General features: G+C 60.4%; 25 protein-coding genes, 1 other RNA gene and 2 pseudogenes. 17 read left to right on the top strand and 11 right to left on the bottom strand.

Translation table 11 applies throughout. The features are described from left to right. Positions 1–2: 2 nt before the first annotated feature. The 5 genes from BLP23_RS07180 to BLP23_RS07160 form a co-directional block, all read right to left on the bottom strand. Positions 3–371 (bottom strand): VOC family protein, encoded by a 369-nt coding sequence (locus BLP23_RS07180; RefSeq protein WP_092584112.1) that lies wholly within the window; start codon positions 369–371, stop codon positions 3–5. Between the two features lie 123 nt (positions 372–494). Next, positions 495–725, bottom strand: coding sequence for a hypothetical protein (locus tag BLP23_RS07175; RefSeq protein WP_092584111.1), 231 nt, complete (start codon positions 723–725; stop codon positions 495–497). A gap of 70 nt (positions 726–795) precedes the next feature. After that, the gene (locus tag BLP23_RS07170; protein ID WP_092584110.1) at positions 796–1,479 is read right to left on the bottom strand and encodes a helix-turn-helix transcriptional regulator; all 684 of its coding nucleotides are present in this window, start codon (positions 1,477–1,479) and stop codon (positions 796–798) included. Positions 1,480–1,488: 9 nt separating this feature from the next. Next, on the bottom strand, positions 1,489–2,451 hold the full coding sequence (nudC, locus tag BLP23_RS07165; RefSeq protein ID WP_092584109.1) for an NAD(+) diphosphatase: 963 nt from the start codon (positions 2,449–2,451) through the stop codon (positions 1,489–1,491). Further along, entirely contained in the window at positions 2,448–2,858 is a 411-nt protein-coding gene (locus tag BLP23_RS07160) for an HIT domain-containing protein (protein ID WP_028739367.1), read from the bottom strand. Before BLP23_RS07160 ends, nudC begins: the two co-directional genes overlap by 4 nt. An 89-nt stretch (positions 2,859–2,947) precedes the next feature. Here BLP23_RS07160 and ffs point away from each other — a divergent pair. The 4 genes from ffs (at position 2,948) to BLP23_RS07140 (ending at position 5,959) form a co-directional block, all read left to right on the top strand. Then, positions 2,948–3,044: signal recognition particle sRNA small type (ffs, locus tag BLP23_RS07155), an RNA gene on the top strand. A gap of 46 nt (positions 3,045–3,090) precedes the next feature. Continuing rightward, the gene (locus tag BLP23_RS07150) at positions 3,091–4,968 is read left to right on the top strand and encodes a DNA polymerase III subunit gamma/tau (protein ID WP_092584108.1); all 1,878 of its coding nucleotides are present in this window, start codon (positions 3,091–3,093) and stop codon (positions 4,966–4,968) included. Between the two features lie 21 nt (positions 4,969–4,989). Next, positions 4,990–5,313 carry a YbaB/EbfC family nucleoid-associated protein gene (locus BLP23_RS07145; RefSeq protein ID WP_022713223.1) on the top strand — a complete coding sequence of 108 codons (324 nt, stop codon included), beginning with the start codon at positions 4,990–4,992 and terminating at the stop codon, positions 5,311–5,313. A gap of 34 nt (positions 5,314–5,347) precedes the next feature. Next, positions 5,348–5,959: a LysE family translocator gene (locus BLP23_RS07140; RefSeq protein ID WP_092584107.1), complete on the top strand. Its 612-nt coding sequence runs from the start codon at positions 5,348–5,350 to the stop codon at positions 5,957–5,959. A gap of 75 nt (positions 5,960–6,034) precedes the next feature. On the opposite strand, the pseudogene BLP23_RS07135 reads toward BLP23_RS07140, so the two are convergent. Together BLP23_RS07135 and BLP23_RS07130 are read right to left on the bottom strand one after the other, a co-directional pair. Further along, a pseudogene (locus tag BLP23_RS07135) lies at positions 6,035–6,235 on the bottom strand (Lrp/AsnC family transcriptional regulator); the annotation flags it as partial. After that, positions 6,214–6,843, bottom strand: coding sequence for an MOSC domain-containing protein (locus BLP23_RS07130; RefSeq protein WP_092584318.1), 630 nt, complete (start codon positions 6,841–6,843; stop codon positions 6,214–6,216). The gene BLP23_RS07130 and the pseudogene BLP23_RS07135, both read right to left, overlap by 22 nt. A gap of 58 nt (positions 6,844–6,901) precedes the next feature. On the opposite strand from BLP23_RS07130, the gene recR reads away from it, so the two are divergent. Beyond that, positions 6,902–7,507 (top strand): recombination mediator RecR, encoded by a 606-nt coding sequence (gene recR / locus BLP23_RS07125; RefSeq protein WP_092584106.1) that lies wholly within the window; start codon positions 6,902–6,904, stop codon positions 7,505–7,507. Positions 7,508–7,627: 120 nt separating this feature from the next. Further along, positions 7,628–8,893 carry a lytic murein transglycosylase gene (locus BLP23_RS07120; protein WP_092584105.1) on the top strand — a complete coding sequence of 422 codons (1,266 nt, stop codon included), beginning with the start codon at positions 7,628–7,630 and terminating at the stop codon, positions 8,891–8,893. Between the two features lie 5 nt (positions 8,894–8,898). Here BLP23_RS07120 and BLP23_RS07115 read toward each other — a convergent pair whose 3' ends face one another. Both BLP23_RS07115 and BLP23_RS07110 read right to left on the bottom strand, forming a co-directional pair. Further along, complete coding sequence (locus BLP23_RS07115; RefSeq protein ID WP_092584317.1) at positions 8,899–9,354, bottom strand: GNAT family N-acetyltransferase; 456 nt, start codon at positions 9,352–9,354, stop codon at positions 8,899–8,901. A gap of 12 nt (positions 9,355–9,366) precedes the next feature. Beyond that, positions 9,367–10,998 (bottom strand): MFS transporter, encoded by a 1,632-nt coding sequence (locus tag BLP23_RS07110; protein ID WP_092584104.1) that lies wholly within the window; start codon positions 10,996–10,998, stop codon positions 9,367–9,369. Between the two features lie 235 nt (positions 10,999–11,233). Here BLP23_RS07110 and rimP point away from each other — a divergent pair, with 235 nt between their 5' ends. The 11 genes and pseudogenes from rimP (at position 11,234) to BLP23_RS07055 (ending at position 24,467) form a co-directional block, all read left to right on the top strand. Next, positions 11,234–11,839 carry a ribosome maturation factor RimP gene (gene rimP / locus BLP23_RS07105; protein WP_092584103.1) on the top strand — a complete coding sequence of 202 codons (606 nt, stop codon included), beginning with the start codon at positions 11,234–11,236 and terminating at the stop codon, positions 11,837–11,839. Positions 11,840–11,898: 59 nt separating this feature from the next. Further along, a complete protein-coding gene (nusA, locus tag BLP23_RS07100; RefSeq protein WP_022713231.1) occupies positions 11,899–13,503 on the top strand; it encodes a transcription termination factor NusA in 1,605 nt (534 codons plus the stop codon). Continuing rightward, complete coding sequence (locus BLP23_RS07095) at positions 13,503–14,189, top strand: RNA-binding protein (protein ID WP_092584102.1); 687 nt, start codon at positions 13,503–13,505, stop codon at positions 14,187–14,189. Before nusA ends, BLP23_RS07095 begins: the two co-directional genes overlap by 1 nt. 99 nt (positions 14,190–14,288) lie before the next feature. Beyond that, positions 14,289–16,976 (top strand): translation initiation factor IF-2, encoded by a 2,688-nt coding sequence (infB, locus tag BLP23_RS07090; RefSeq protein WP_092584101.1) that lies wholly within the window; start codon positions 14,289–14,291, stop codon positions 16,974–16,976. Positions 16,977–17,051: 75 nt separating this feature from the next. Further along, on the top strand, positions 17,052–17,459 hold the full coding sequence (gene rbfA, locus BLP23_RS07085; RefSeq protein ID WP_022713234.1) for a 30S ribosome-binding factor RbfA: 408 nt from the start codon (positions 17,052–17,054) through the stop codon (positions 17,457–17,459). 12 nt (positions 17,460–17,471) lie between these two features. Further along, complete coding sequence (gene truB, locus BLP23_RS07080; protein ID WP_092584100.1) at positions 17,472–18,404, top strand: tRNA pseudouridine(55) synthase TruB; 933 nt, start codon at positions 17,472–17,474, stop codon at positions 18,402–18,404. A gap of 130 nt (positions 18,405–18,534) precedes the next feature. Next, positions 18,535–19,386 (top strand): alpha/beta fold hydrolase, encoded by an 852-nt coding sequence (locus BLP23_RS07075; protein ID WP_092584316.1) that lies wholly within the window; start codon positions 18,535–18,537, stop codon positions 19,384–19,386. A gap of 156 nt (positions 19,387–19,542) precedes the next feature. Next, positions 19,543–19,812: a 30S ribosomal protein S15 gene (gene rpsO / locus BLP23_RS07070; RefSeq protein ID WP_026283114.1), complete on the top strand. Its 270-nt coding sequence runs from the start codon at positions 19,543–19,545 to the stop codon at positions 19,810–19,812. Between the two features lie 338 nt (positions 19,813–20,150). Next, entirely contained in the window at positions 20,151–22,292 is a 2,142-nt protein-coding gene (pnp, locus tag BLP23_RS07065; protein WP_092584099.1) for a polyribonucleotide nucleotidyltransferase, read from the top strand. 73 nt (positions 22,293–22,365) lie between these two features. Continuing rightward, positions 22,366–23,382: a class I SAM-dependent methyltransferase gene (locus BLP23_RS07060; protein WP_092584098.1), complete on the top strand. Its 1,017-nt coding sequence runs from the start codon at positions 22,366–22,368 to the stop codon at positions 23,380–23,382. Positions 23,383–23,560: 178 nt separating this feature from the next. Continuing rightward, positions 23,561–24,467 (top strand): annotated as a pseudogene (locus BLP23_RS07055) (nucleotidyltransferase and HEPN domain-containing protein). Between the two features lie 118 nt (positions 24,468–24,585). On the opposite strand, the gene fabI reads toward BLP23_RS07055, so the two are convergent. Together fabI and fabB are read right to left on the bottom strand one after the other, a co-directional pair. After that, positions 24,586–25,392, bottom strand: a complete 807-nt coding sequence (gene fabI / locus BLP23_RS07050) for an enoyl-ACP reductase FabI (protein WP_092584097.1) — start codon at positions 25,390–25,392, stop codon at positions 24,586–24,588. Between the two features lie 4 nt (positions 25,393–25,396). Beyond that, a complete protein-coding gene (gene fabB / locus BLP23_RS07045) occupies positions 25,397–26,620 on the bottom strand; it encodes a beta-ketoacyl-ACP synthase I (RefSeq protein ID WP_092584096.1) in 1,224 nt (407 codons plus the stop codon). Positions 26,621–26,659: the final 39 nt, after the last annotated feature.

Below are 26,659 nucleotides of genomic sequence, written 5' to 3'. Positions count from 1 at the left end.
TCTTACTTGTCGGGTTCGCAGACGCGCAACCGGTGGCCGTCCGGATCGAGCGCGACAAAGGTCGGGCCGAAATCGAGATCGGTCAGCTCCTGAGCAATCGGCAGACCGCGCTTTGTCCAATCCTCGTATTGTTTGGCAACGGCATTTTCGCCAGCCACCATGAAGGCGACCTCGCCGCGATTGCCGATCGCGGAAGGTTGCGGCTCGACCGTGCTGCGCCGCCACAGGCCGAGCGTGAAGCCGCCGTCGAGCGGGAACGCGACGAAATTCGGCGCGGCAACCCCGGGTTCGCGGCCGAGCAGATCCTTGTAAAACATCGCACTTTCGGCAGGATCCTTGACGTAAAGAATGATGAGGTTCGGGCTGGTCATATCGGTGTCCCTGGTATTTGGAAAAGGTTGCACAGATTTAGCGCTTGCCGGCGACTAAGGACGGCAAGCGCTAAAGCCGCCGCTGATGCGGCGGCGCTGCGTCGATTAGGCGATGTAGTGAATTCAGTTGCTCTCGTGGTGTGGGTGGTTCCAGTCCATGAACCCGATATCGCGCTTCATATAGTCGGACATCGCATCGGGATCGAGCTGAGGGTAGCGGCTCCGCACCATGTTGCGCGATGCGTTCAGCATCATTCGCAGCATCAGAGATTGCGGGTATCTTGCTTGCGTAGTCGTGTCCTCGACAACGCGATTTCTGCATGTCGATCGGATGAGGTTCAAGCTCGTCATCATCGGTCCTCCAGTTTGGGATTGTCCCGATATTAGCGCTGACCACTGTCAGTTTATGGCAGTAGCGTCGAGGCTAAGACGAAATTTCCTGTTGATCCCGCCACTCCTTGAGAAGCACCGCGCGGCGGCGCGGATAGCGTACCTCTTGGGGTCTCATTTCGACGATCCGGTCGGTGCGGAAATGACGGTAATCCTGCCGCAGTTCGCACCACGCCACCACGACGCGGACCTGCTCGAAGTAGCTGAGCGCAAAGGGCCAGATATTGCGGACGGAGACGGTTCCGCTCTCATCGGAGTAGGTCAGCTTGAGAATCCGTTCGCTGCGGATCGCCTTGCGAATGGCGTCAAGATCCGCCTTGTCGGCAACGGGCGGACGTAGGTGAACGAGGAGCGTCGAGGTCTCGATTTCATCGCGCATTTCGTGTGGCAGGACATCGGCAATCTTCGCCAGCGCATCGGCGCCGGCAGCAGCAAGACGCGGATCGGCGGCGCGGGCGACCCAGCGCGAGCCGAGGACCAGTGCCTCGATTTCGTCCTGCGAAAACATCATCGGCGGCAGCATGAAACCGGGTTTCAAGACGTAGCCGACGCCGGGTTCGCCGTCGATCAGAGCGCCCTGCCCCTGGAGGCTTGCGATATCGCGATAGAGCGTGCGGATGCTGACGCCTGTTTCCGTTGCCAGCACGGCACCGCTCACCGGACGGCGGTAGCGCCGCAACGTCTGGAGCAGGGTCAGAAGGCGTTCCGAGCGCGCCATCGCATCAGCCTATTGCTTTTTCCACTCCACCCAATCGCGCATCAGGCGGTGCGCGATTGCGCCTTTGGGCGGCGAAGCCTGGCCGTTGGCGCCGGGACGTTCGAGCATTTCAAGTGTTTCCTCGCGGGTGAACCAGCGGCAATCTTCCAGTTCCGATTCGTCGCGGTGGACCTCGGTCGATTTCGCCTCGGCATAGCAGCCGATCATCAGCGTATGCGGCATCGGCCAGGGCTGCGACGCGTGGTAGCGAATCCGGCCGGTCTTGATTCCGGCCTCCTCCAGTGTCTCGCGGCGCACGGCGTTTTCGATCGTTTCGCCGGGCTCGACGAAGCCGGCGAGGCAGGAATACATGCCCGGCGTAAAATGGTGGCTGCGCCCGAGCAGGCAGAGGTCGCGCTGTTCATCGATCGTCAACATGATGACTACCGGGTCTGTGCGTGGGAAGATCATGTGTTCGCAGGCCGTGCACACGCGTTTGTAGCCGCCGATACGCATCTCCATCGTGCTACCGCAGCGGCCGCAGAAGCGGTTGTCGCCGTTCCAGCGAATGAGGCTTGCGGCCTGGGCGAATTCGCCAAGCAGAACGTCGTCGACGAGCTGGTCGCGGTAGAGCGTCCGGCCGTCGGCGGGCTTGTAATGGCTTTCAAGTTCTTCGGCCGGAATGCCGACGGGAACGGCGAGCCGCGGTTCGCCCGTCTTGCGGTAGCCGAGCAGGATCGTCTCGTCCCAATGTGGCTGCAGTTCCTGCAGTTCGTAGCGGGCAAACAGCGGATCGAGCACTTGTCCATCATGCTTCAGGACAAGCCTGTCCTTGGCGAAGGCGAAGATGTGCGTGCCGTCTTTTGCCAGTGCATTTTCGACGGACTGCTCGTCGCGATGTTCAGAATCGCGATTAAGGTCGTTTGCGGCAAAGGCGGTGAGATTACTGGGTTCCGGATGTGGGACGTCCGAATCGAAAAGCGAACGGTTCATGATGAAAGGGCTTCCCGCAACTTCGCTATGAATTCATCTCTCTTGCCCGCTTCATAGGGCTCGGCCTTACCGAAGCTCCAGACGGGGCCTGGCCAGTTGGCATCGCCTTCGAAGCGGGCAATGACATGAACATGAAGCTGACGGACGATATTGCCAAGGGCCCCGATGTTGATTTTTGTGGCGCCGGTGATCTTCTTCAGCGCAGCCGCGGTCATTTCCGTTTCGAAGGTGAGAAGCACCTGATCGAGTGGCGTGAGTTCGAAGATCTCCGTCATGTTGGCCCTGCGTGGCACCAGGATCAGCCACGGCCAGCGGGCGTCCTTCGATAATCGGAGATCACACAGACCCGTTTGCATGACGCTGTCGCTATCGCTCTCCAGCCGACGGTCGAGAATGAAATCGTCCAACAGGCATTCCTCCATATTTTTCCTATGATTAGCAGTTTTTTTTGAGCTTGGCTTGCTTTTGATGGCGATATTGCCGATATGTGCATCCGGGAGGTTGGTGGTGGACGAGCCACTCGCCAACCGGGTCAGGTCCGGAAGGAAGCAGCCCTAACGAGCCCGGCACGGGTCATCGTGCCAGCCTCCCACCCTTCTCTCTTCCAAATGCCCGGCGTTCCGGGCGATAAGCAGGGCGATGAGCGACACCGAGCGACAGTCACAAGATGCCGCCTCGACGGGCACCGGGTACCGGGTGCTGGCACGCAAATACCGCCCCAAGGATTTCACGGACCTCATGGTCGGCCAGGAGCCGATGGTCCGCACACTGACCAACGCCTTTGAGACAGGCCGCATTGCGCAGGCCTACATGCTGACCGGCGTCCGCGGCGTCGGCAAGACGACGACAGCCCGGATTCTGGCGCGCGCGCTGAATTACAAGACGCCCGAGATCGACAAGCCGACGATCGATCTGCGTGTGCCGGGCGAACATTGCCAGGCGATCATGGAAGGCCGCCATGTCGACGTGATCGAGATGGACGCCGCCTCCCATACCGGTATCGACGATATCCGTGAAATCATCGAGCAGGTACGCTATCGGCCGGTCTCGGCGCGCTACAAGGTTTATATAATCGACGAAGTGCACATGCTGTCGACACAGGCCTTCAACGGCTTGCTGAAGACGCTCGAAGAGCCGCCGGAGCACGTGAAGTTCATTTTTGCGACCACCGAAATCCGCAAGGTTCCGATTACCGTTCTCTCGCGCTGCCAGCGCTTCGATCTCCGCCGCATCAGCGCGGCGGATCTCGTCGGCTTGTTTACAACCATCGCAGCGAAGGAAGGCATCGATGCGGAGCCGGATGCACTGGCGATGATCGCACGTGCCGCCGAAGGCTCGGCACGTGACGGCCTTTCGCTGCTTGACCAGGCAATCGCCCATGGTAGCGGGGTAGTCCAGGCGGAAGCGGTTCGCGGTATGCTCGGCCTTGCCGATCGTGCTCGCATCGTCGATCTCTTCGAGCATGTTGCCAGAGGCGATGTCGCCGCAGCGCTTGCCGAATTTCAGGCGCAGTACGAGGCCGGCGCAAATCCCGTCGTCGTGTTGACCGACCTTGCCGATTTCACCCATCTCGTTACCCGGCTAAAATATGTGCCGGACGCTGCTAATGACCCGTCGCTCAGCGAAGTCGAGCGAACCAGGGCCCGCGTGTTCGCTCAAGGGATTGCCGTGACGACGCTGTCGCGGATCTGGCAGATGTTGTTGAAGGGCATTCCGGAGACCGAAAGCTCTTCGCGCACGGCCGGTGCGGCGGAAATGGTGCTGATCCGGCTGGCACATGCGGCGCATCTGCCGTCGCCCGAAGATGCTGCGCGTCGCCTTGCCGAGCTCTCCGAAAATGGCAGCGGTACGCGTCCGTCGCCTACGCCCTCGGGTAACGGTAGCGGCAATGGTGCCCATGTATCATATCAGTCGGCGCTAGCCGTACGCGCGACGGAGAGCACGCCGAGGCCGCAGCCTTCCGGGGGACCGGCCATGTTGAGGGCCGTACCCGCTCCCGATCCGCAGCTAATGCAGACGGCAGGCCGCATCGAGACGAAGCCAGCGGAAGCGCCGAAGCCGCTCGTTCATGTCAATTCGATCGCCGATATCGTCAATCTCGCTGCGGAAAAGCGCGACCCGAAGCTGAAAGCACTCGTGCGCAATTTCGTGCGGCCGGTGAAGATCGAAACAGGCCGTCTCGACGTTAGCCTTACCGACGGGGCGCCGGCGACACTGCTCAACGAGCTTGCCGTCAAGTTGAAGGAATGGACCCGCATACACTGGATCGTCAGCCTCAGCCGTGAGGCCGGCGACCCGACGATGGTCGAGGCAGAAGCCAAGGCCAAGGAGCAGCAGGTGAGCGACGCCCGGCAGGATCCGGATGTGGCGGCAATCCTGGCGCAGTTCCCGGGCGCAAAGATCATCGACGTCCGGGTAAGGGCACCCGAACCGGAGGAGGAAGGCGAGGCGAAACCGCCTGCAGTAGCTGAATCCGAAGAGGGTGACATTCTGCCCGGCGACGACATAGAATTCTGAAGTTGAAGAAGGAACCAGACGATGCGCGACCTCATGGGCATGATGGGCAAAGTCAAGGAAATGCAGGCCAAGATGGAGCAGATGCAGGCGGAAATTGCCGAGCTCCAGGCTGAAGGAAAGGCGGGCGGCGGTCTCGTGACCGTTGTCATGAGCGGCAAGGGCGAACTCAAGAGCCTGAAGATCGACCCGTCGCTCTTCAAGGAAGACGATGTCGAGATCCTCGAGGATCTGATCATTGCCGCCCACAAGGATGCCAAGGACAAGGCGGAAGCTGCTGCAGCCGAAAAGACGAAGGCGCTGACTGCCGGTCTGCCGATCCCGCCCGGCTTCAAGATGCCGTTCTGAGCTCTGCAGCGATCGAGCTGGGGGGAGAGCGCCGATGACGCTGACCAGTCTCATTGTTTTTGCCGGCGCTCTCGTCATGGCCGCCGGTTCACCGGGGCCGAGCGTTGCGGCGCTTGTCGCCCGCGTATTGTCGAAGGGCGCCCGTGATGTTCTGCCATTCCTCGCCGCCATGTGGATCGGCGAAGGGATTTGGCTGACCTGCGCGGTGGCTGGCCTTGCCGCCGTTGCCGAAACCTTCCATTTGGCCTTCGTCGCCATCAAGTGGCTCGGTGTCTGCTATCTGCTCTATCTCGCCTGGAAGATGTGGTTCGCCTCGTATGATGCGAGCGAGGAAAAGCTGCCTGAAGCGCAATCCGCCACAAAGCTCTTCTTTGCTGGCATGACGGTGACGCTCGGCAATCCGAAGATCATGATGTTCTACGTCGCCCTGCTGCCTTCGATCATCGATATCCATTCGGTGACGATTGTTGGCTGGACACAACTCGTCGCGACCATGTTCGTCGTACTGATTCTGATCGACGTCAGCTGGGCACTGCTTGCCGCAAAAGCCCGCGGCTTCCTGAAAAGCCGCCGTGCGATCAGGATCGCAAACCGTGCCAGCGCCGGAACCATGGCCGGTGCCGCCGTCGCAATCGCGATGCGCTGAGTCACATCTGGGCGAAATCCAGAACATCGCTTTCGTCAACAAGCAGCGGACTGACCAATCCGGTCAGGAGCGGTTCTAGGTCAGTCGCGACAAATCGCGACCAATCGGCTTTGGCGGTTCGCCGCGCAGAACGAGCGAAATCGCAACCGCCTCTCCCGTCAGCCGCAGCACCTCAACCACCTGCGGAATCTCGTAAAATTGCTTCAAGGAGGGGCGTATGTGCTGGTGCGTGCTTGGCAGCCGGATGACCGCCATCATTGCACGTCCGAGAGCTGCGCTTCCAGAAGGTGGCGCAGCTTGTAGTGGATGGGCGCGGCGAGATACCGCCCACGGTCCTCGGCGGAGAGCAACTTGCCGAATGTTGCGAGCATCTCGGGCATCGTCACCTTCTGACCCCCATACGGCACGTATTCGACGGGCATTCCGGCCTCCGCCACCCCACCAGTGATAACCCGGCAATAAATGCCGGGGCGGCTGGCCCTGGTGTAACGCTTCACGAATTTCGGATCAGCCATCCTTGCGGCGAAGGTCGCGCACGGAATGCGCGCCGACGTCGCCTCGAGAACGAGTTCGCCCGCTATCAAGCGGTCGCCAACTGAAACTGCGCGGTTGTCGAGGCCATCGATCACGAGATTTTCGCCGAACGTGCCGGGCTCGATCGGGCGCCGGAGCTCTCTCGCCCACCAGTCGAGTGTCAGCGATCCTTCGAGATAGACGGCCTGATCGACACCGCCGTGATGCTTGCGGTTGCAAATGGCGTCGCCGACGAGACCTTCGGAGTCGATGATCACGGCGCCCTTGACGGCATGCTTGTAGATCCCCGTCTTGTATTTCTTGCCGGGCAGTCGCTCGGGATTGGCGGTGCAGACGGCGCGTATTTTCATCATTTGGTCGACTCTTTCCGCGATTCCGTTTTGGCAACATATGGGCTAAGAACGGCACATGACAAAGCGAGTCACCGGCCCCGAAATCGAAAAACTCATCCAGCTTCTGGCGAAGGTGCCGGGTCTCGGGCCTCGCTCGGCCCGGCGCGCGGCGCTGCACCTGATCAAGAAGAAGGACCAACTGCTCGGACCGTTGTCGAGCGCGATGGGTGAGGCCTATGACAAGGTGAAGGTCTGCTCGCGCTGCGGCAATGTCGATACCGTCGATCCCTGCACCGTTTGCACCGACGAGCGTCGCGACCACTCCGTCATCATCGTCGTTGAGGATGTTTCCGACCTGTGGGCATTGGAACGCGCCGCAGCAATGAACGCAGCATATCATGTGCTCGGCGGCACGCTTTCGCCGCTCGATGGCGTCGGGCCGGATGACCTGAACATTCGCGGGCTGATCGATCGCATCGGGGAAGGCGGTATTCGCGAACTCATCATCGCCGTTAACGCGACCGTCGAGGGGCAAACCACAGCGCACTATATAACGGACCAGCTGACGGGATTGGACGTGAAGATCACGCGGCTCGCGCATGGCGTGCCGGTCGGCGGTGAACTCGACTACCTCGACGAGGGGACACTGGCTGCTGCCTTGAGGGCAAGGACTGCGATCTGAGGAGGAAAAATGCGAGACGACACCCCCCTCTGCCACTTTGTGACATCCCCCTTACGAGGGGGTAGATCAGATGGAGCTCGGCGAGGCCGCTTCCTGCCCATCTCCCTCATTGTGGGAGAGATGCCCAGCAGGGCGCAGTGGAGCAGCATTTGCCGTTGGGCCATCGCTTTTGCATGTTTTCTCGCCCTCCTCCCTCTTCCTGCGCTTGCCCAGAACAGGCCGGCGGTGGAAAGACAGTTCCAGCAATGGATCATCAGCGACCTTGGCCCTGATGCGAAGAAGGCCGGCATTTCAGAAAAGACGCTGCAAGCCGCATTTAAGGATATCGCGCTTAATTGGAGTCTTCCCGATCTTGCGCCTCCCGGATTCCCACCGGCGAAAGAACGCAAGCAGACGCAGGCGGAGTTTTCTTCGCCGGGTCCGTATTTCAACGAGGACCGGCTGAAGAAGCTGGCGGCAACGGGACGCGGTTTTGCCTCACAGTATGCCTCGACGCTGAAGCGCATCGAAAAGACCTATGGCGTGCCGGGCTCGATCGTATTGGCGATCTGGGGCCGTGAGACGGGCTTCGGCGCGGCGAAGATCCCGAATTCGGCGATCGAGGTGCTGGCGACCAAGGCCTTTATGTCGACTCGCAAGGAAATGTTCCGGGTCGAGCTGATCGCGGCGCTTCACATTCTCGATGGCGGTGACGTGACGCCGGCCGGCTTTAGGAGCTCTTGGGCGGGAGCGCTCGGCCAGCCGCAATTCATGCCGACCAGCTATCTGAAGTATGCGGTCGACTTCGATGGCGACGGGCACCGCAATATCTGGACGTCCGTACCTGATACACTGGCATCCATAGCCAACTATCTTGTCAAGAAAGGCTGGCAACGAAATCGTGACTGGGGCTTCGAGGTAACGATCCCGGCGGCGGTTTCCTGCGCGCAGGAAGGACCGGATATCGCACAGCCGCTTTCGCACTGGGCGTCGCTCGGCATCAATCGCAAGTCCGGCAAGGGCTTTCCACCCGGCGAAATGAAGGCTGCGGGTATGATGCTTGTGCCGGCGGGGCGGGATGGGCCGGAATTTATCGTCACGCCGAACTTCTACATCATCAAGGAATACAACAACTCCGATCTCTACGCGCTCTATATCGGCAACCTCGCCGATCGGATCGCTTATGGCTCTGGCGCCTTTCAGGGTGCTTGGGGCGATGTCGGCAAAATGCTGCGATCCGATGTGGCAGCAATGCAAAAAGCACTGGAGCGCCAAGGCTACGACGTCGGCGGATCGGACGGCTTGCCGGGCTACAAGACCCGCCGTTCGATCGGACAATGGCAGGAAAAGAACGGTATGCAACCGACCTGTTTTCCCGATGCTTCAATGAAGGGCAAGCTGAAGTAACCGTCTTATAGGCTACGCTTCAGCCCTTCATGGCTCGCAGTAAAGCCGAGCTTTTCATAGAAGCGGATGGAATCCACCCTGGATTTGTCCGAGGTGAGCTGCACGAGCTTGCAGCCGCGCGCCCGGCATGTCTCTACCGCCCATTCGATAAATTCGGTCCCTAGCCCGCTGCCGCGCGCGTCCCTTGCAATCCTTACGCTCTCGATCTGCCCGCGCCACGTGCCGATGCGCGACAGTCCGGGAATGAACGAGAGCTGCAAACAGCCGACGACGTGATGCTTTTGGTCCACGGCAACCGCCAGCAGTTGGTTTTTATCCGCCTCGATTGCGGCAAAGGCAGTCTGATAGCGCCCATCGACAGGATTGGCGACGACCTCTCTGCCTTGGCCGATATCGTCGTCGGCAAGCAGCCGGATGATGTCGATAAGATCGGTTTCGCGGGCTTTTCGGAATGCGTGGATCATCGCATTGCCTCAGTGGTGAAGATCGATGGGCGCCTTGTGGAACACATCATCGGATGGCGGGATGGTCTGTCGCTCAATCATGCGGTGAACATGCGGCGCTGCCGTGCCGCGGTGGAGGGCGCGCAGGCGATCGGCGTTTTCCGCATCGGCCTGCGTGCGGCGCTGATTGTGGCGGATGTACTCGACCCATGTCGGCGTGTGATAGGTTTCGGTCCAGGTGCCGGGATTTTCGAGGTCGCGCATCAGTGCCCAGTTGCGTGCGCCGTCGCGGATTCGGATGCGCCGCCGTTCCCCCATCAGTTTCAGGAATTCGGACAGGTCGTTATCGCCGATCTGATAATCGACCTGAATGACGATCGGCCCGCTGCGGGGCGTGATGTCGAGCCCAAGCGCCGGCTCGATGAAGCGGTTGAGCGGGTCGAGATTGAGCGAGGCAAAGGCCGGCATCGAGAAGCGAAGGCCGGTAACGATGCCGAGCAGCATCACCGCGGCTGAACCATAAAGCGCATTCGAAACGCCGAAGCGATCGGCGGCCACACCCCAAAGCCAGCTGCCGCCGGCAATGCCGCCGAAGGTGACCGTCTGATAAAGCGACAGCGCCCGGCCGACGACCCAGCGCGGTGTCGAAAGCTGCACGATCGTGTTGAATAGCGAAAGCGCGAGTACCCAGCACGCGCCGGAAACGAGCAGCCCCGCCGAGGTGAGCACGGCAAACGGGCTCGCCGCGGCAATCACCATGCTGATGGCAAAACCGGTAAAGGCGTAGCGGATGATGGTCTCGCTGCTGAACATCTCGCGCAGCCGCGCATTGAGCGCCCCGCCGCCGATTGCGCCGATGCCGAAGGAGCCGAGCATGAAGCCGTAGGTCAGTGGCCCGCCGGCGACGAGATCGATTGCGACGATCGGCAGAAGCGCGAGCACCGAGCTCGCGCCCACGCCGAAGATCAAGCCGCGGATCAGTACCTTTTCAAGGTTGGGCGACATCGAGACATATCGAAGACCGGCGGAGATCGCGCTCCCGAGGCTTTCACGCGGGAGACTGGAAGCGGGCAGCGATGGCTTCCAGCGCGTGAGTGCGTAGATGAGCGCAAAATAACTGACCGTATTCACCATAAAGGCAGCGGCGGCACCCGCCGTCGCGACAATGACGCCGCCGATGGCGGGGCCGACGCTGCGGGTCATGTTGAAACCCATACTGTTCAGCGTCACCGCGTTCGGCAGGTCTGCCCGCGGCACCATATCGCCGACGGAGGCCTGCCAGGAGGGGTTGTTGAGCGCCGTGCCGCAGCCGATCAGGAAGGTGAAAAACAGGAGCAGCCAGGGCGTGATCCAGCCGAGCAGGGCACAGGCGGTGAGGATCGTCGAGACGGCCAGCATGAGGAATTGCGCCGTCAGCATCACCTGCCGCCGGTCGAAATTGTCGGCGAGCGCGCCCGAGATGAGCGAGAACAGCATTATGGGAAGCGCTGTCGAGGTCTGGACCAGTGCCACCATGTCCTGTGAAGCGGTGAGGGTCGTCATCATCCACGCGGCCCCTACAGCCTGGATCAGCCCGCCGAAATTCGAGGCGAGGCTTGCGAACCAGATTGTGCGGTAGGTTTCATGCTTCAGCGGCGCCAGCGTTGATGAATTGGATGGCACGATTCCTCCCGCTTGCTAAATTTCCCTCGGCTTCCAATATATGATGAAGCTCGACGGTGGCTAGGCGCGATTGCGCCGCCGCGGCGCATTTGAGCCGAGAGCTTGCAATTTCGTAAAAACAGGCCTATATGCCACTCAAATTCTTGATCGTGCGATGAAGAGTGGGCCGCAAGGACCCGCTCTTTTTTATTAGCGTGATCGCCTAAATGCATGAAAATTGCGAGGAGCGCATCGCTTGTCGGATCCGACGAACGCAGACAATGAACTTGAGCCGAGGTTGATTACCGAAACCGGGCTTGACCAGCGCCTTGCCGACATCATCGAACCCGTGCTCGTCGGCATGGGCTTCCGCCTGACCCGCGTGCGCATGCTCAACCAGAACGGCGCTACGCTGCAGATCATGGCAGAGCGCAACAATGGCACGATGAGCGTCGAAGACTGCGAAGAGGTCTCGATGGCCATTTCTCCGGTTCTTGATGTGGAAGATCCGATCGATCGGGAGTATCATCTGGAGGTGTCTTCGCCTGGTATCGACCGTCCTTTGGTGCGGAAATCCGATTTCACCCGTTGGCAAGGGCACCTTGTGAAGTGCGAAACGTCGATCATGATCGGCAACCGCAAGCGCTTTCGCGGAAAGATCATCGAAGCGGGCGCGGATGGTTTCACGCTCGAACGTGACCAAGTTGCCGATGGCGAAGAGCAGAAGGTCACCATTCCCTTCACGGCGCTCAGCGATGCGAAGCTCATTCTGACCGACGATCTGATTCGCGATGCGCTGCGCGCCGATAAGGCCGCGAAAGCGCAGGCAGCGAACCAGAACGAGGCGGAAGACGAAGAATAATCGATCAACTACGGCTCCAGGGACGGGAACCCGCAAGGCCAGGACGGAGAGATAAGACAATGGCAGTTAGTGCGAACCGGCTCGAACTTCTGCAGATCGCAGATGCAGTGGCGCGCGAAAAGGTCATCGACCGCGAAATCGTGCTTGCCGCGATGGCGGATGCGATCCAGAAGGCGGCGCGCTCCCGTTACGGCACGGAATCGAACATCCGCGCCGATATCAATCCGAAGACCGGCGAAATTCGCCTGCAGCGCCTGCTCGAAGTCGTCGAGAAGGCAGAAGACTACTCCACGCAGATCCCGTTGGAGCTGGCCCGCGACCGCAACCCCGACGCAGCGCTTGGCGACTTCATCGCCGATCCGCTGCCGCCGATGGATTTCGGCCGTATTGCCGCCCAGTCGGCCAAGCAGGTCATCGTCCAGAAGGTTCGCGAAGCCGAGCGTGACCGGCAGTTCGACGAATTCAAGGATCGCGTCGGCGAAATTGTCAACGGTACTGTCAAGCGCGTCGAATACGGCAACGTCATCGTCGATCTCGGCCGTGGCGAAGGTATCATCCGCCGTGACGAAATGATCCCGCGCGAAAACGTCCGCTACGGCGACCGCGTTCGCGCATATGTCTATGACGTCCGCCGCGAACAGCGCGGTCCGCAGATTTTCCTGTCGCGCACGCATCCGCAATTCATGGTCAAGCTCTTCACCATGGAAGTGCCGGAAATCTACGACGGCATCATCCAGGTCCGCTCGGTCGCCCGCGACCCGGGTTCGCGTGCCAAGATCGCTGTCATCTCGAACGATAGCTCGATCGATCCGGTCGGTGCCTGCGTCGGTATGCGCGGTTCGCGCGTCCAGGCCGTCGTTGGCGAGCTTCAGGGCGAAAAGATCGACATCATTCCCTGGTCGCAGGACCCGGCGACCTTCGTCGTCAACGCGTTGCAGCCGGCTGAAGTCGCCAAGGTCGTTCTCGACGAAGATGCAGAACGCATTGAAGTCGTGGTTCCCGACGAGCAGCTTTCGCTGGCGATCGGCCGTCGCGGTCAGAACGTGCGCCTCGCGTCGCAGCTGACCGGCTGGGATATCGACATCATGACGGAAGCCGAAGAATCCGAGCGCCGTCAGAAGGAATTCAACGAACGTACCAACCTCTTCATGGATGCGCTCGACGTTGACGAAATGGTCGGCCAGGTTCTGGCTTCCGAAGGCTTTGCCGCCGTTGAAGAGCTCGCCTACGTCGACCTCGACGAAATTTCGTCGATCGACGGCTTCGACGAAGAGACGGCGCAGGAAATCCAGCAGCGTGCTCGCGAATATCTCGAGAAGCTCGAAGCGGAAATGGACGAGAAGCGCAAGGCGCTCGGCGTTTCCGACGAATTGCGTCAGATCGACGGTATGACCGCCCAGATGATGGTTGCGCTTGGCGAAGACGGCATCAAGACGCTGGAAGATTTCGCAGGCTGCGCGGCGGACGATCTCGTCGGCTGGACAGAGCGCAAGAATGGCGAAACCAAGAAGTTTGAAGGCCTCTTTTCGAAGTTCGACGTTTCACGTGTCGAGGCCGAGCAGATGGTCGTCCAGGCACGCCTTGCTGCCGGCTGGATTACCGAAGAGGACCTTGCGAAGGACGCTGAAGTCGTCGAAGCCGACGCTGCCGAGCAGGAAGCATAATGATCGCGGAGCTGCACGCTTCTCCTGAGGATGATGATCTTGCAGGTTATGACGTGAACAGCCGCATGTGCATTGTGACGCGTGAAAGCGGATCGCCGGATGAGTTGATCCGCTTCGTTGCAGCGCCCGACGGGACGGTGATCGCCGATCTGAAGCGTCAGCTTCCAGGACGCGGCTGCTGGGTCAAGCTTGATCGGGTGTTGGTCGACAAGGCGGTGGCGAAGAAGTCTTTCGCCCGCGCATTGAAGGCGGATGTGAAGGCAGCAGCCGATCTCGGTGAAACCGTCGACCGGCTGCTCGCACAGCAGCTGATGCAGATGATGAACATGGCGCGCAAGGCGGGCCAGTTCGTCAGCGGTTCCTCGAAAGTGGATGCCGCAGTCAGAAGCGGAGCAGCACTCGCCGTGTTCCATTCGACGGATGCAGCCGACGATGGCGTGAGAAAAATCGACCAGGCTCGTAAGGCCTGGCACCTCGGAATGGAAACCGAGGAGAAAATACCTTCTTTCCGCCTCTTCTCGGAGAGCGAAATGGAAGGCGTGATGGGCCAGAATGCTTTTATCCATGCCGCAGTGCTTGCAGGGCAGGCAGGTGAGGGTGTAGTGAAGCGCGCAAAGATGCTCGAAAAGTACCGCAGCGGCGGTCAATCCCGGGCACCAGGCGGCGCTGGCCAGCAAAAACAATGATGCGGCGACCGGCACCGGCCGGCCCATCATTGATCGAAAAGTATTTGAACGATAGGGTTTGATGACGTCATCGCTCCCTGTCCGAAGGAACGGGAACGAATGACAGATAGCAATGACGACAAGACGCTTGGAGCAAAGAAGACGCTTACCCTGAAGCCATCGGGGATAAGCCAGGGCACCGTGCGCCAGGATATGGGCCGTGGTCGCACCAAGGCGGTCGTTGTCGAGACGCGCAAGCGGCGCCCGATGCGCCCCGAAGACGATCGCCCGACCACGCCGGCTCCAGCGCCCCGCGCGGCAGAAACCGCTCCGGCGGCAACGCAGGCGCAGGCGCCTGCGCCCCGCATCCAACAGCCGGGCGGCCAGCCGCCGCGCCCGCAGCAGCCGGCTTCGCAGGCTCCTCGCCAGCAGGACCGCCCGCGTCCGGTTGTGCTGAACCATCTTTCGCCTGAGGAAATGGACGCCCGACGGCGCGCGCTGGCGCTGGCCCAGGTCCGTGATGCAGAAGATGCAGTCCGACGGGCTGAAGAAGAAAAGCGCCGTGCAGCCGAAGAAGCCGCCCGCCGCGAAGCGGAGGCAGCCGAAGCAGCCCGACGTGCAGCCGAAGAGGCCGCCCGTCCTTCTGCGCCGGTCGAGGAGGCTCCTGCGCCCGAAGCAGTTGAGGTCCAGGCGGAGGCTCCGCGCCCGGCGCCGGCCGTGCGCCGTCCCGAGACTTCGGCGCCTACTTCTGCACGTCCGGCCCCAGCTGGGGTTGCGCCGGTGGTCCGTGGCCGCCGTCCGGAAGGTGAGGAGGAAGAGCGCGGATCTCCTCGTGGGGCTCCTGCCCGTGGCAGGGTCGTTCGTCCGGAACCGGCAAAGCCGGTGACGACGCGTCCGAAGACCGAAGAGGAGCGCCGCCGCGGCAAGCTGACGATCACGACGGCAAATGTCGATGACGACGGCAATGCGCGCGGCCGTTCGCTTTCCGCTATGCGTCGCCGCCAGGAGAAATTCCGCCGCAGCCAGATGCAGGAAACGCGCGAGAAGATTTCCCGTGAAGTCATTCTGCCGGAGACCATCACCATTCAGGAACTGTCGCAGCGCATGTCCGAACGCGCCGTCGATGTCATCAAGTTCCTGATGAAGGAAGGCCAGATGATGAAGCCAGGCGACGTCATCGACGCCGATCTGGCAGAACTCATCGCTGGCGAATTCGGTCATACCGTCAAGCGTGTTTCTGAATCCGACGTCGAACTCGGCATCTTCAACGTGACGGATGAGGGCGGCGAACAGGTCTCGCGTCCGCCGGTCGTCACCATCATGGGTCACGTCGACCACGGCAAAACCTCACTGCTCGACGCCATCCGCCATGCGAACGTGGTTGCTGGCGAAGCCGGCGGCATTACGCAGCATATCGGCGCTTACCAGGTGGAACAGAACGGTCAGAAGATCACGTTCATCGACACCCCCGGCCACGCCGCCTTTACGGCAATGCGTGCGCGCGGTGCGCAGGCGACTGATATTGCCGTTCTCGTCGTCGCTGCCGACGATAGCGTGATGCCGCAGACGATCGAATCGATCAACCATGCCAAGGCGGCAGGGGTTCCGATCATCGTTGCGATCAACAAGATCGACAAGCCGACGGCCAATGCCCAGAAGGTTCGCACCGAACTTCTGCAGCATGAGGTCTTCGTCGAGTCCATGGGCGGTGAAGTTCTCGACGTCGAGGTTTCGGCGAAGAACGGCACCAACCTCGACAAGCTGCTCGAGGCGATCCTGCTGCAGTCGGAAATCCTAGATCTGAAGGCCAACCCGGACCGCACCGCGGAAGGCACGGTCATCGAAGCTCAGCTTGATCGCGGTCGCGGTTCCGTTGCGACGGTTCTCGTCCAGAAGGGTACGCTGCGTCCCGGCCAGATTATCGTCGCTGGTGATGTCTGGGGCCGCGTGCGTGCCCTCGTCGATGACAAGGGCAACCATGTCAAGGAAGCGGGGCCGGCCACTCCGGTTGAGGTTCTGGGACTTTCGGGCACGCCGCAGGCGGGCGACAAGTTCGCCGTTGTCGAAAACGAAGCTCGCGCCCGCGAGATCTCCGAGTACCGTCAGCGGCTTGCCCGCGACAAGGCTGCTGCCCGCCATTCGGGCCAGCGCGGCTCGCTGGAACAGATGATGAGCCAGCTTCAGACGGCTGGCGTCAAGGAGTTCCCGCTGGTCGTCAAGGGCGACGTGCAGGGCTCGATCGAGGCGATCGCCGGCGCGCTCGACAAGCTGGGAACGGACGAAGTTCGCGCTCGCATCGTGCATTCTGCGGCTGGCGGTATCACCGAGTCGGATATCTCCCTTGCGGAAGCATCCGGTGCTGCAATCATTGGCTTCAACGTTCGTGCGAACGCGCAGGCACGTACGTTCGCCGAGCGTCAGGGCATAGAAATCCGTTACTACAACATCATCTACGACCTCGTGGATGACGTTAAGGCAGCGATGTCCGGCTTGCTCTCTCCGGAGCGGCGCGAAACCTTCCTCGGCAATGCAGAGATCCTCGAGGTGTTCAACATCACGAAGGTCGGAAAGGTCGCGGGTTGCCGCGTTACCGAAGGCAAGGTCGAGCGTGGCGTCGGCGTCCGCCTCATCCGCGACAACGTCGTCATCCACGAAGGCAAGCTCAAGACACTTAAGCGCTTCAAGGATGAAGTCTCGGAAGTGCATTCCGGCCAGGAATGCGGTATGGCCTTCGAGAATTACGAAGACATCCGCGCGGGCGACACGATCGAATGCTTCCGCGTCGAGCACATCACCCGCACGCTCTGACGGCGCGAGACTGGATTTTTCGACGGGCGCCGGATCATCAGAGGCCGGCGCCCGAACCTATTTGGGCAGAGAATAATGGCAACAAAACCCACATCCTCGGCACCTTCGCAGCGCATGCTGCGTGTCGGCGAACAAGTGCGTGCCGCGATCACGCAGGTTCTCCAGCGTGGCGAAGTGCGCGATGACGTGATCGAAAAGACGGTCATTTCGATCTCTGAAGTCCGGATGTCTCCGGACCTGAAGATCGCCACAGCCTATGTGACGCCGCTTGGCATTTCCGATCACGGCGCAGTCATCGATGCGCTGAACCGCAACGCAAAATACATCCGCGGCCGTCTCGGCCCGCAGCTTCGGCAGATGAAATACATGCCGGAGGTCCGTTTCCGCGACGATACGAGCTTCGACAACTACAAGAAGATCGATGAATTGCTGCGCTCGCCCGAAGTCCAGCGCGACCTCGACGGCGACACTGAAGAAGAATAGCAGAAGAAGCGAATGTCCAAACCACGCAAACCCAAAGGCCGCCCGGTTTCCGGCTGGCTGATCCTCGACAAGCCCGTTGATTTCGGTTCGACGGAGGCCGTCTCCAAGATCAAGTGGCTCTTCAAGGCGCAGAAATGCGGCCATGCCGGCACGCTCGACCCGCTGGCGTCTGGAATGCTGCCGATTGCGCTGGGCGATGCGACGAAGACTGTTCCCTATGTCATGGACGGCCGCAAGATTTACGAATTCAAAGTGACCTGGGGGGAGGAGCGCGCAACCGACGACCTTGAAGGCGAGGTGACTCGGAGTTCCAACAAGCGCCCGACAGAGGAGCAGATCCGCAATCTTCTTCCGAAATATACCGGTGTCATCAGCCAGGTGCCGCCGCAGTTTTCCGCGATCAAGATCGCCGGCGAGCGCGCATATGACCTGGCGCGCGACGGCGAGACGGTCGAGATTCCTTCGCGTGAAGTCGAGATTTTCCGGCTGACGCTGCTTGCTTGCCTGGATGAGAATACCGCGCATTTCGAAGTCGAGTGCGGCAAGGGCACGTATGTACGCGCGCTTGCTCGAGATTTCGGCCGCCAGCTCGGCTGCTTCGGCCATATCTCCGGGCTACGCCGGACCTTCGTGGCACCTTTTGCCGAAGACAGCATGGTGGCGCTCGCAAGCCTCGTCGCGCTTGAGAAACTTGAAGACATGGACGAGCGTCTTGCCGCGCTCGACGCCCTGCTGATCGATACCAGCGAAGCCTTGTCCTCACTCCCACACCTTGCCGTCAACGACGAACAGGCACATCGCCTGAGGATGGGCAATCCCATTCTGGTGCGTGGCCGTGATGCGCCGGTTGCCGAAAGCGAAGCCTATGCGACGGCACGCGGAAAGCTCATCGCCATTGGCGAGATCGGTCAGGGAGAGTTCCGCCCGAAGCGCGTCTTCGTTTAAGTCGCAATGCGTCTTTCCGGGAACACCACCGCGCCGAATTGAGCGACGGATGGTAATTGTCAATCATCCCCCTTGAGCTATGTTTCTCCTCTTTGCGGCTTTGAAGGCCGCCCAGCTTGAGGAGCAGGTCATGCGCGCAGTTGCGGTCGCAGTCGCGATATTTTTTTCGGCCGTTCTCGCGGCCGCAAGCGCCCGGTCGGCCGAGCGCTGGGCGGAATTGCCCGCCTTCCCTCCCATGCCGGCGGCGAAGACGAGCGGCATGGCGCCAGTAAACGACATCAAGATGTATTACGCCGCGTACGGTGCGGGCGACCCGATCCTGTTCATCCATGGGGGCCTCGGCAGTGCCGACGTATGGGGCCGCCAGGTCGAGGATTTTGCCAAGGACCATCTTGTGATAGTCGCCGACAGCCGCGGGCACGGGCGTTCGACGCGCAGCGGGCAGCCCTTCGGTTATGATCTCATGACGTCCGATTATGTCGCACTGCTCGATTATCTGAAGCTCGACAAGGTCACGCTTGTCGGCTGGTCGGATGGAGGCATCATCGGCATCGACATGGCGATGAAGCATCCCGAGAAGTTGACGCGTGTCATCGCGCAGGCTGCCAATGTGACGACGGAGGGCGTAAAGCCGGACGTGATGACGAACAAGACGTTCAGCGCCTACATTAATTCCGCGGGCGAAGCCTACAAGAAGGTCTCGCCGACACCGAACGAATATGACGCATTCGTCAACCAAATTTCGGCGATGTGGATGAGCGAGCCCGCCTGGACTGCTGCCGACCTCGGAAAGATTACCGTGCCCGTCACCCTGGCCATCGGCGATCACGACGAAGCGATCAAGCTCGATCACACCGAAAGGATGGCGAAGGAGATCCCCGGGGCCAAGCTCGTCATCCTGAAGGATGCCAGCCATTTTGCAATGCTGCAGGATCCGGAAGGATACGATGCGATGATCCGTGACGCGATGGCGGGCAAGTGATAAATCCGCCATCTGGTGCAGGCCCCTTTCCATCGAAGCTCATTTGGTTTATAGGCAGCGCCAGCATCAGGCAGGACCTGAGTGCGTTCGCGGCCGAAGCTGGACGACATCCCGGCTTTTGGCGACCTAATCTCCTCTCATAGAAAGGAACATCCGATGTCGATTACAGCTGAGCGCAAGACGGCTCTCATCAAGGAATACGCAACGTTCGAAGGCGACACCGGTTCTCCCGAAGTTCAGGTTGCGATCCTGACCGAGCGTATCAACAACCTGACGGAACACTTCAAGGGTCACAAGAAGGATAACCATTCCCGCCGTGGCCTGCTGACGATGGTTTCGAGCCGCCGCTCGCTTCTTGACTATCTCAAGAAGAAGAACGAAGGCCGCTACACCAAGCTGATCACCAGCCTGGGTATCCGCCGCTAATGATTTCCGGCGGGCGTTCCTTATGGACGCCCGCCGGATGCTTTTGAGGGGCCGATGGCCCCATGAAATTCTACCGCCGCGCCCTATCTTCGCGTGGAGGAAATACGGTGGACCCGGATGGGCCGGCTCTGCCAAACCAACCGTTGACCTGTCATGGGGCAGGATTGCCGGATGCTTTCGGCCAAAGTCTTTTAAGGAGGGCTTTGGTCCGGTTTCTCAGGAAGCTGGGGATGAAAAGCCTCCCGTTGTCTTGCCCATGATACGTCACATTAATTGCGGTCGACTGTGCGCTGCGCTTTTTGCGACGGCGCGCGCTCCCGCATCGAAGGACAAGACATATGTTCGATACCCATACCGTGGAAATCGAGTGGGCTGGCCGCCCGCTGAAGCTCGAAACTGGCAAGATCGCCCGTCAGGCTGATGGTGCCGTTCTCGCGACTTACGGCGAAACCGTGGTTCTCGCTACCGTCGTTTCCGCCAAGGCGCCGAAGCCGGGTCAGGACTTCTTTCCGCTCACCGTCAACTACCAGGAAAAGACCTACGCGGCCGGCAAGATCCCCGGCGGCTATTTCAAGCGCGAAGGCCGTCCGAGCGAAAACGAAACCCTCGTTTCCCGCCTGATCGACCGCCCTATCCGTCCGCTCTTCCCGGAAGGCTACAAGAACGACACGCAGGTCGTCGTCACTGTCGTCCAGCATGACCTGGAGAACAACCCGGACATCCTATCGATGATCGCGACTTCAGCCGCCCTGACGCTCTCCGGCGTTCCCTTTATGGGTCCGGTCGGCGGCGCGCGCGTCGGATATATCAATGGCGAATATGTCCTGAACCCGCATCTCGACGAAATGGATGAATCGAGCCTCGATCTCGTGGTTGCCGGCACGCATGACGCGGTTCTGATGGTCGAATCGGAAGCCAAGGAGCTTCCGGAAGACGTCATGCTCGGTGCCGTCATGTTCGGCCACAAGGGCTTCCAACCGGTTCTCGAAGCGATCATCAAGCTCGCTGAAGTTGCCGCCAAGGAGCCTCGCGATTTTGCACCGGAAGACTATTCGACTCTCGAAAGCGAAATGCTTGGCCTTGCAGAAGCCGAACTTCGCGAAGCCTACAAGATCACCCAGAAGGCTGATCGCTACGCCGCTGTCGATGCCGTCAAGGCGAAGGTAAAGGAGCACTTCCTGCCGGAAGAAGGCGAAGCCGAATACACGGCCGAAGAAGTCGGTGCGATTTTCAAGCACCTGCAGGCAAAGATCGTTCGCTGGAACATTCTCGACACCAAGAGCCGCATCGACGGCCGCGATCTCGAGACCGTTCGCCCGATCGTCGCTGAAGTCGGCCTGCTGCCGCGCACGCACGGTTCGGCTCTGTTCACCCGCGGTGAAACGCAGGCGATCGTCGTTGCCACGCTCGGCACCGGCGAAGACGAGCAGTACGTCGATTCCTTGACGGGTATGTACAAGGAAAACTTCATGCTGCACTACAACTTCCCGCCCTACTCGGTCGGTGAAACGGGCCGCATGGGTTCCCCGGGCCGCCGCGAGATCGGGCATGGCAAGCTTGCATGGCGCGCCATCCACCCGATGCTGCCGTCGGTTGAGCAGTTCCCCTATACGCTCCGCGTCGTATCGGAAATTACCGAGTCCAATGGTTCCTCCTCGATGGCAACCGTCTGCGGTACGTCGCTGGCGCTGATGGATGCAGGCGTTCCGCTCGCAAAGCCGGTCGCTGGTATCGCCATGGGCCTGATCAAGGAGGAAGAGCGCTTCGCCGTTCTTTCCGACATCCTCGGAGATGAAGACCATCTCGGCGACATGGACTTCAAGGTTGCCGGCACGGAAGCAGGCATCACCTCGCTGCAGATGGACATCAAGATCCACGGCATCACCGAAGAGATCATGCAGATCGCTTTGGATCAGGCGAAGGGCGGCCGTCTGCACATCCTCGGCGAGATGGCGAAGGCCATTTCCGAAAGCCGCGGCCAGCTCGGCGAATTCGCTCCGCGTATCGAAGTCATGAACATCCCGGTCGACAAGATCCGTGAAGTCATTGGCTCCGGCGGCAAGGTCATTCGCGAAATCGTCGAAAAGACGGGCGCGAAGATCAACATCGAAGACGACGGCACCGTCAAGATCGCATCGTCTTCCGGCAAGGAAATCGAAGCGGCCCGCAAGTGGATCCACTCGATCGTCGCCGAGCCGGAGATTGGCCAGATCTACGAAGGCACGGTCGTCAAGACCGCTGACTTCGGCGCTTTCGTCAACTTTTTCGGCGCCCGTGATGGCCTCGTCCATATTTCGCAGCTGGCTTCCGAGCGCGTTGCGAAAACGCAGGATGTCGTCAAGGAAGGCCAGAAGGTCTGGGTCAAGCTCCTCGGCTTCGATGAGCGCGGCAAGGTCCGCCTGTCGATGAAGGTCGTCGACCAGACGACTGGCCAGGAACTGCCGGCTGCCGAAAAGAAGAAGGAAGAGGCGGCTGAGTAAGCCGCGCCTTTCCAACCGTTCATGGGCGCGGGATTTTTCTCGCGCCCTTTTTGTATGAAGTCGAGAAGAGATCATGAGCCGCGAAACGCTGAAGACCCTGCTCCATCCCTTTGCGAGCGGTACCATTGATCCGCCGCGCGAGGGTGCGCGCGTGCTGTTCCTGGGTGCCGAGGCAGGTTTTGTGCTGCCGGAGGGCTTTGCCGCGTCCCTTAGCGCCGTACAGGGCTTCCGGCCGCTCTACCGGCAGCTTCTGTCGCAGCGAATCGAAGCATCGCCTGAGATCGAAGGCGAAGATTATGATGCGGCGCTCGTGCTCTGCACGAAGCACAAAGGCGAGAACGAGGCGAATATCGCTGCAGCACTTTCCCGCCTGAAAGCCGGTGGCCTGATCGTCGTTGCCGGTGGCAAGGAAGATGGCATCCAGCCGCTGCGCAAGCGTCTGGATGGCTTCGGCCTCGATATCAAACACATGCCGAAATATCACGGTGTTGCATTCTGGTTTACGCGGCCGAAGGACGTCAGCGAAGCTGTTTCGAAATTCGCCAAGTCACCGGTGCGCGTCGACGGCCGCTTCAATGCTTCAGCCGGCATGTTCTCGCATGACCGTATCGATGACGGCTCGGAGTTGCTCGCCTCGCGCCTTCCGACAGATTTCACCGGCGACGCAGCCGATTTCGGCGCAGGCTGGGGCTATCTCTCAGTCGAGCTTGCCGAGAAATCGCCGAACATCGAGCGCCTCGACCTCTACGAGGCCAACCACGCGGCTTTGGAGGCCGCTAAGGTCAATCTGGCGGAGAACTGCCCGAACGCACCGGCACGCTTCTTCTGGCACGATCTGGCGGCCGAACCGGTCAGGGACAAGTACGATTTGATCGTCATGAACCCGCCCTTTCATGAAGGACACGCGGCGGAGCCCTCGCTTGGCCAAGCAATGATCAAGACGGCTGCATCGGCGCTACGCGGTGGCGGCCGTCTCATGCTCGTCGCCAATCGCGGTTTGCCCTACGAGCCGGTGCTTGCTGCAAATTTCAAGGAAAGCGGCGAAACCTGCCGAAACGCCCGCTTCAAAGTGCTCTGGGCGAAGAAATAAGAATGGCGGCCAGCGGTCGCCTTTCTCATTTCCGGTAGTCTAATTGCAGTCGCTCGGAGACGCCATAGACCCATCGATTTGGCTGCACCGCCGGATCAATCTGCTGCTGCCTTTATACCGCAGTTCCTACAGTTTCCAGTAGTAGACGGCGAATCGTCTTTGGCCTATCGATGGACCCATGCGATCGTCCCTGGAACATCTGCCGGAAGAAAAGCAGCGCGAGCTGGCCCGCGTCGTTGCGATCATCCATGAGGAGTTCGCCGATGCGCTTTCAGGCACGTCTGCCGCCTTCAAGAAGCGCGGCAGGATCTTAAAGATCATCCTGTTTGGCTCTTATTGCCGCGGCACCTGGGTCGACGAACCGCACACGATGAAGGGCTACCGCTCCGACTATGACATCCTGGTACTGGTCAATTCCAAGCATCTGGCTGAACCGCAATACTGGGACAAGACGACCGACCGGCTGATGTGGGACAAGGACGTGAAGACGCCGGTCGGACTGATCGTCCATGGCGCCCGGGAGGTGAACAACTTCCTGGCCGACGGCCAGTATTTCTTCGTCGACATCCGGCGCGAGGGCATCGCGCTCTACGAGCTCGACGACAGGCCGCTGGCCGAACCGAGAAAGCTCTCTTCCGTCGATGCGTATAGGGTGGCGAAGGAGCATTTTGAGAGGCAATACAAGGCCGCAGCCGTTCCGTCAGCTTGGCAAGTACGCAGCTGAGAGCGGCTGGCAAAAGCGTGCGGTTTTTCTCCTCCACCAGGGTGTTGAAACTGTCTATTCCTGCCTGCTTCTCACGCTGACCAATTACAGCCCGCCATCGCACAACTTGAAATTCCTCAGGGGGCTGGCGGAAGATCAGGACTGCTTGATCGACGCCTGGCCGCGCGACCAGCACCGCTATACCGCCTGGTACAACATCCTCAATGAAGCCTATGTGAAGGCGCGCTACTCGAAGCACTTCGAGATCACCGAAGAGGCGCTTGGTTGGCTGCTTGAGCGAACGGAGCAGCTCCACCAGATTGTCGCGGCGATTTGTAAGGAGCGTCTTTCAGAACTGGAGCAGACAAGCGCTGCCAACTGACGGCTTTCCGAACTTTATCCTGTAACTGAGCAGATACCTGGTGTGGCCGTTTCGCTGATAGAAAGCCAGTGCCCTGCCGCCTGGAGCAACAGGGGTCGCCGGCGACCAATAGACTCGCTTACTCTACATCCGCCTTGCGCAGCGCATCCAGCGTCGGCATCGAGGTGATGTTGTAGCCGGCGTCCACAAAATGGATTTCGCCGGTCACGCCTGCAGACAGGTCGGAGAGCAGGTAGAGGGCGGAATTGCCGACCTGATCAATGCTGACCGTCCTGCGGAGGGGAGCATTCCGCTGATTCCAGGAGAGGATTGCACGGGCATCCGAAATGCCAGCGCCGGCCAGCGTGCGGATCGGGCCTGCCGAGATGGCGTTGACGCGGATGCCGCGCGGACCGTAGTCGGCGGCGAGATAGCGCACGGAGGCCTCCAAAGCAGCCTTTGCCACCCCCATGACGTTGTAGTTCGGGATGACGCGTGTGGAACCGTTATAAGTCAGCGTCAGCATCGAACCGCCCTCGGCCATCAGCGGTGCGCAGCGCCTGGCGATCTCCGTAAAGGAAAAGCAGGAGATGACCATCGTTCGGCTGAAGTTTTCGCGCGTAGTATCCGCGTAAAGGCCCTTCAGCTCGTTCTTGTCGGAAAAACCGATGGCATGGACGATGAAGTCCAGTTTGCCCCAACGCTCCTCCAGTGCACCGACAACGCCGTCGACTGAGGCAATGTCTTCGACGTCGCAGGGTACGACGAAATCCGAACCCACTTCCGCCGCGAGCGGTTTCACCCGCTTGCCAAGCGCCTCTCCCTGATAGGTAAAGGCAAGCTCGGCGCCTTGGGCTGCAAGCGCCCTTGATATACCCCAGGCGATAGAATGGTTATTGGCGACGCCCATGATGAGCCCGCGCTTACCCTGCATGATTGCGGTCATGTTCTTATCCGTTGTAGCGCTGGAAAACGAGCGTCGCGTTGGTTCCGCCGAAGCCGAAGGAGTTGGAGAGGGCAATGTCGATCTTGGCGTTGTCGATGCGCTTGCGGACGATCGGCACTCCATCGAATTCAGGATCGAGTTCCGTGATGTGGGCGCTTTCGCCGATGAAGCCTTCCTGCATCATCAGGATTGAATAGATCGACTCCTGGACGCCGGCTGCACCCAGCGAGTGACCCGTCAGCGACTTGGTCGACTGGATGTGAGGCATCTTGTCGCCGAAAACCTCCCGGATCGCGCCGATTTCCTTGCTGTCGCCCACCGGCGTAGAGGTGCCGTGCGTATTGATGTAGTCGATATCACCCTTCACAGTCGAGAGTGCCTGACGCATGCAGCGCACGGCCCCTTCGCCGGAAGGAGCGACCATGTCGTAACCGTCGGAGGTCGCGCCGTAGCCGACGATCTCTGCGTAGATCTTCGCGCCGCGTGCCTTGGCATGTTCCAGCTCTTCAAGAACGAGAACGCCGGCGCCGCCGGCGATGACGAAGCCGTCACGGTTGACGTCGTAGGCGCGTGAAGCCGTTTGCGGCGTGTCGTTGTACTTGGAAGACATCGCGCCCATGGCGTCGAAGAGGTTGGACATGGTCCAGTCGAGGTCTTCGTGACCGCCGGCGAACATCACGTCCTGTTTGCCCCACTGGATCATTTCCGCAGCATTGCCGATGCAGTGTGCAGAAGTCGAGCAGGCCGACGAGATCGAGTAGTTGACGCCGTGGATCTTGAACCAGGTTGCAAGTGTCGCCGAGGCCGTGGACGACATTGCTTTCGGCACGGCAAACGGGCCGATGCGCTTCGGACTGTTGTTCTTGATGGTGATCTCGGCAGCTTCGATGAGCGTGCGGGTAGATGGACCGCCGGAGCCCATGATGATGCCGGTGCGTTCGTTGCCGCTGATCACGGACTCTTCGAGACCGGAATCGGCAATCGCCTGCTTCATGGCGACATGGTTCCAGGCACCGCCTTGCGACAGGAAGCGCATTGCGCGGCGATCGACCAGATCGGTCGGATCGAGGCTGGGACGACCCCAGACCTGGCACTTGAAGCCATGCTCGGCAAAATCGTTGGAGAAGGAAATGCCGGACTTGGCATCGCGCAGCGAGGACGTGACCTCACCAGCATCATTGCCGATCGAGGAAACAACGCCCAGACCCGTGACAACTACCCGTCTCATGTGTTTCGACCTTTTCGTTTTTTCTATCTTGGGATACCG

The sequence above is a fragment of the Rhizobium mongolense subsp. loessense genome (assembly GCF_900099775.1).
Lineage (GTDB): Bacteria > Pseudomonadota > Alphaproteobacteria > Rhizobiales > Rhizobiaceae > Rhizobium > Rhizobium loessense.
This window is presented reverse-complemented; position numbering and strand designations above follow the sequence as displayed.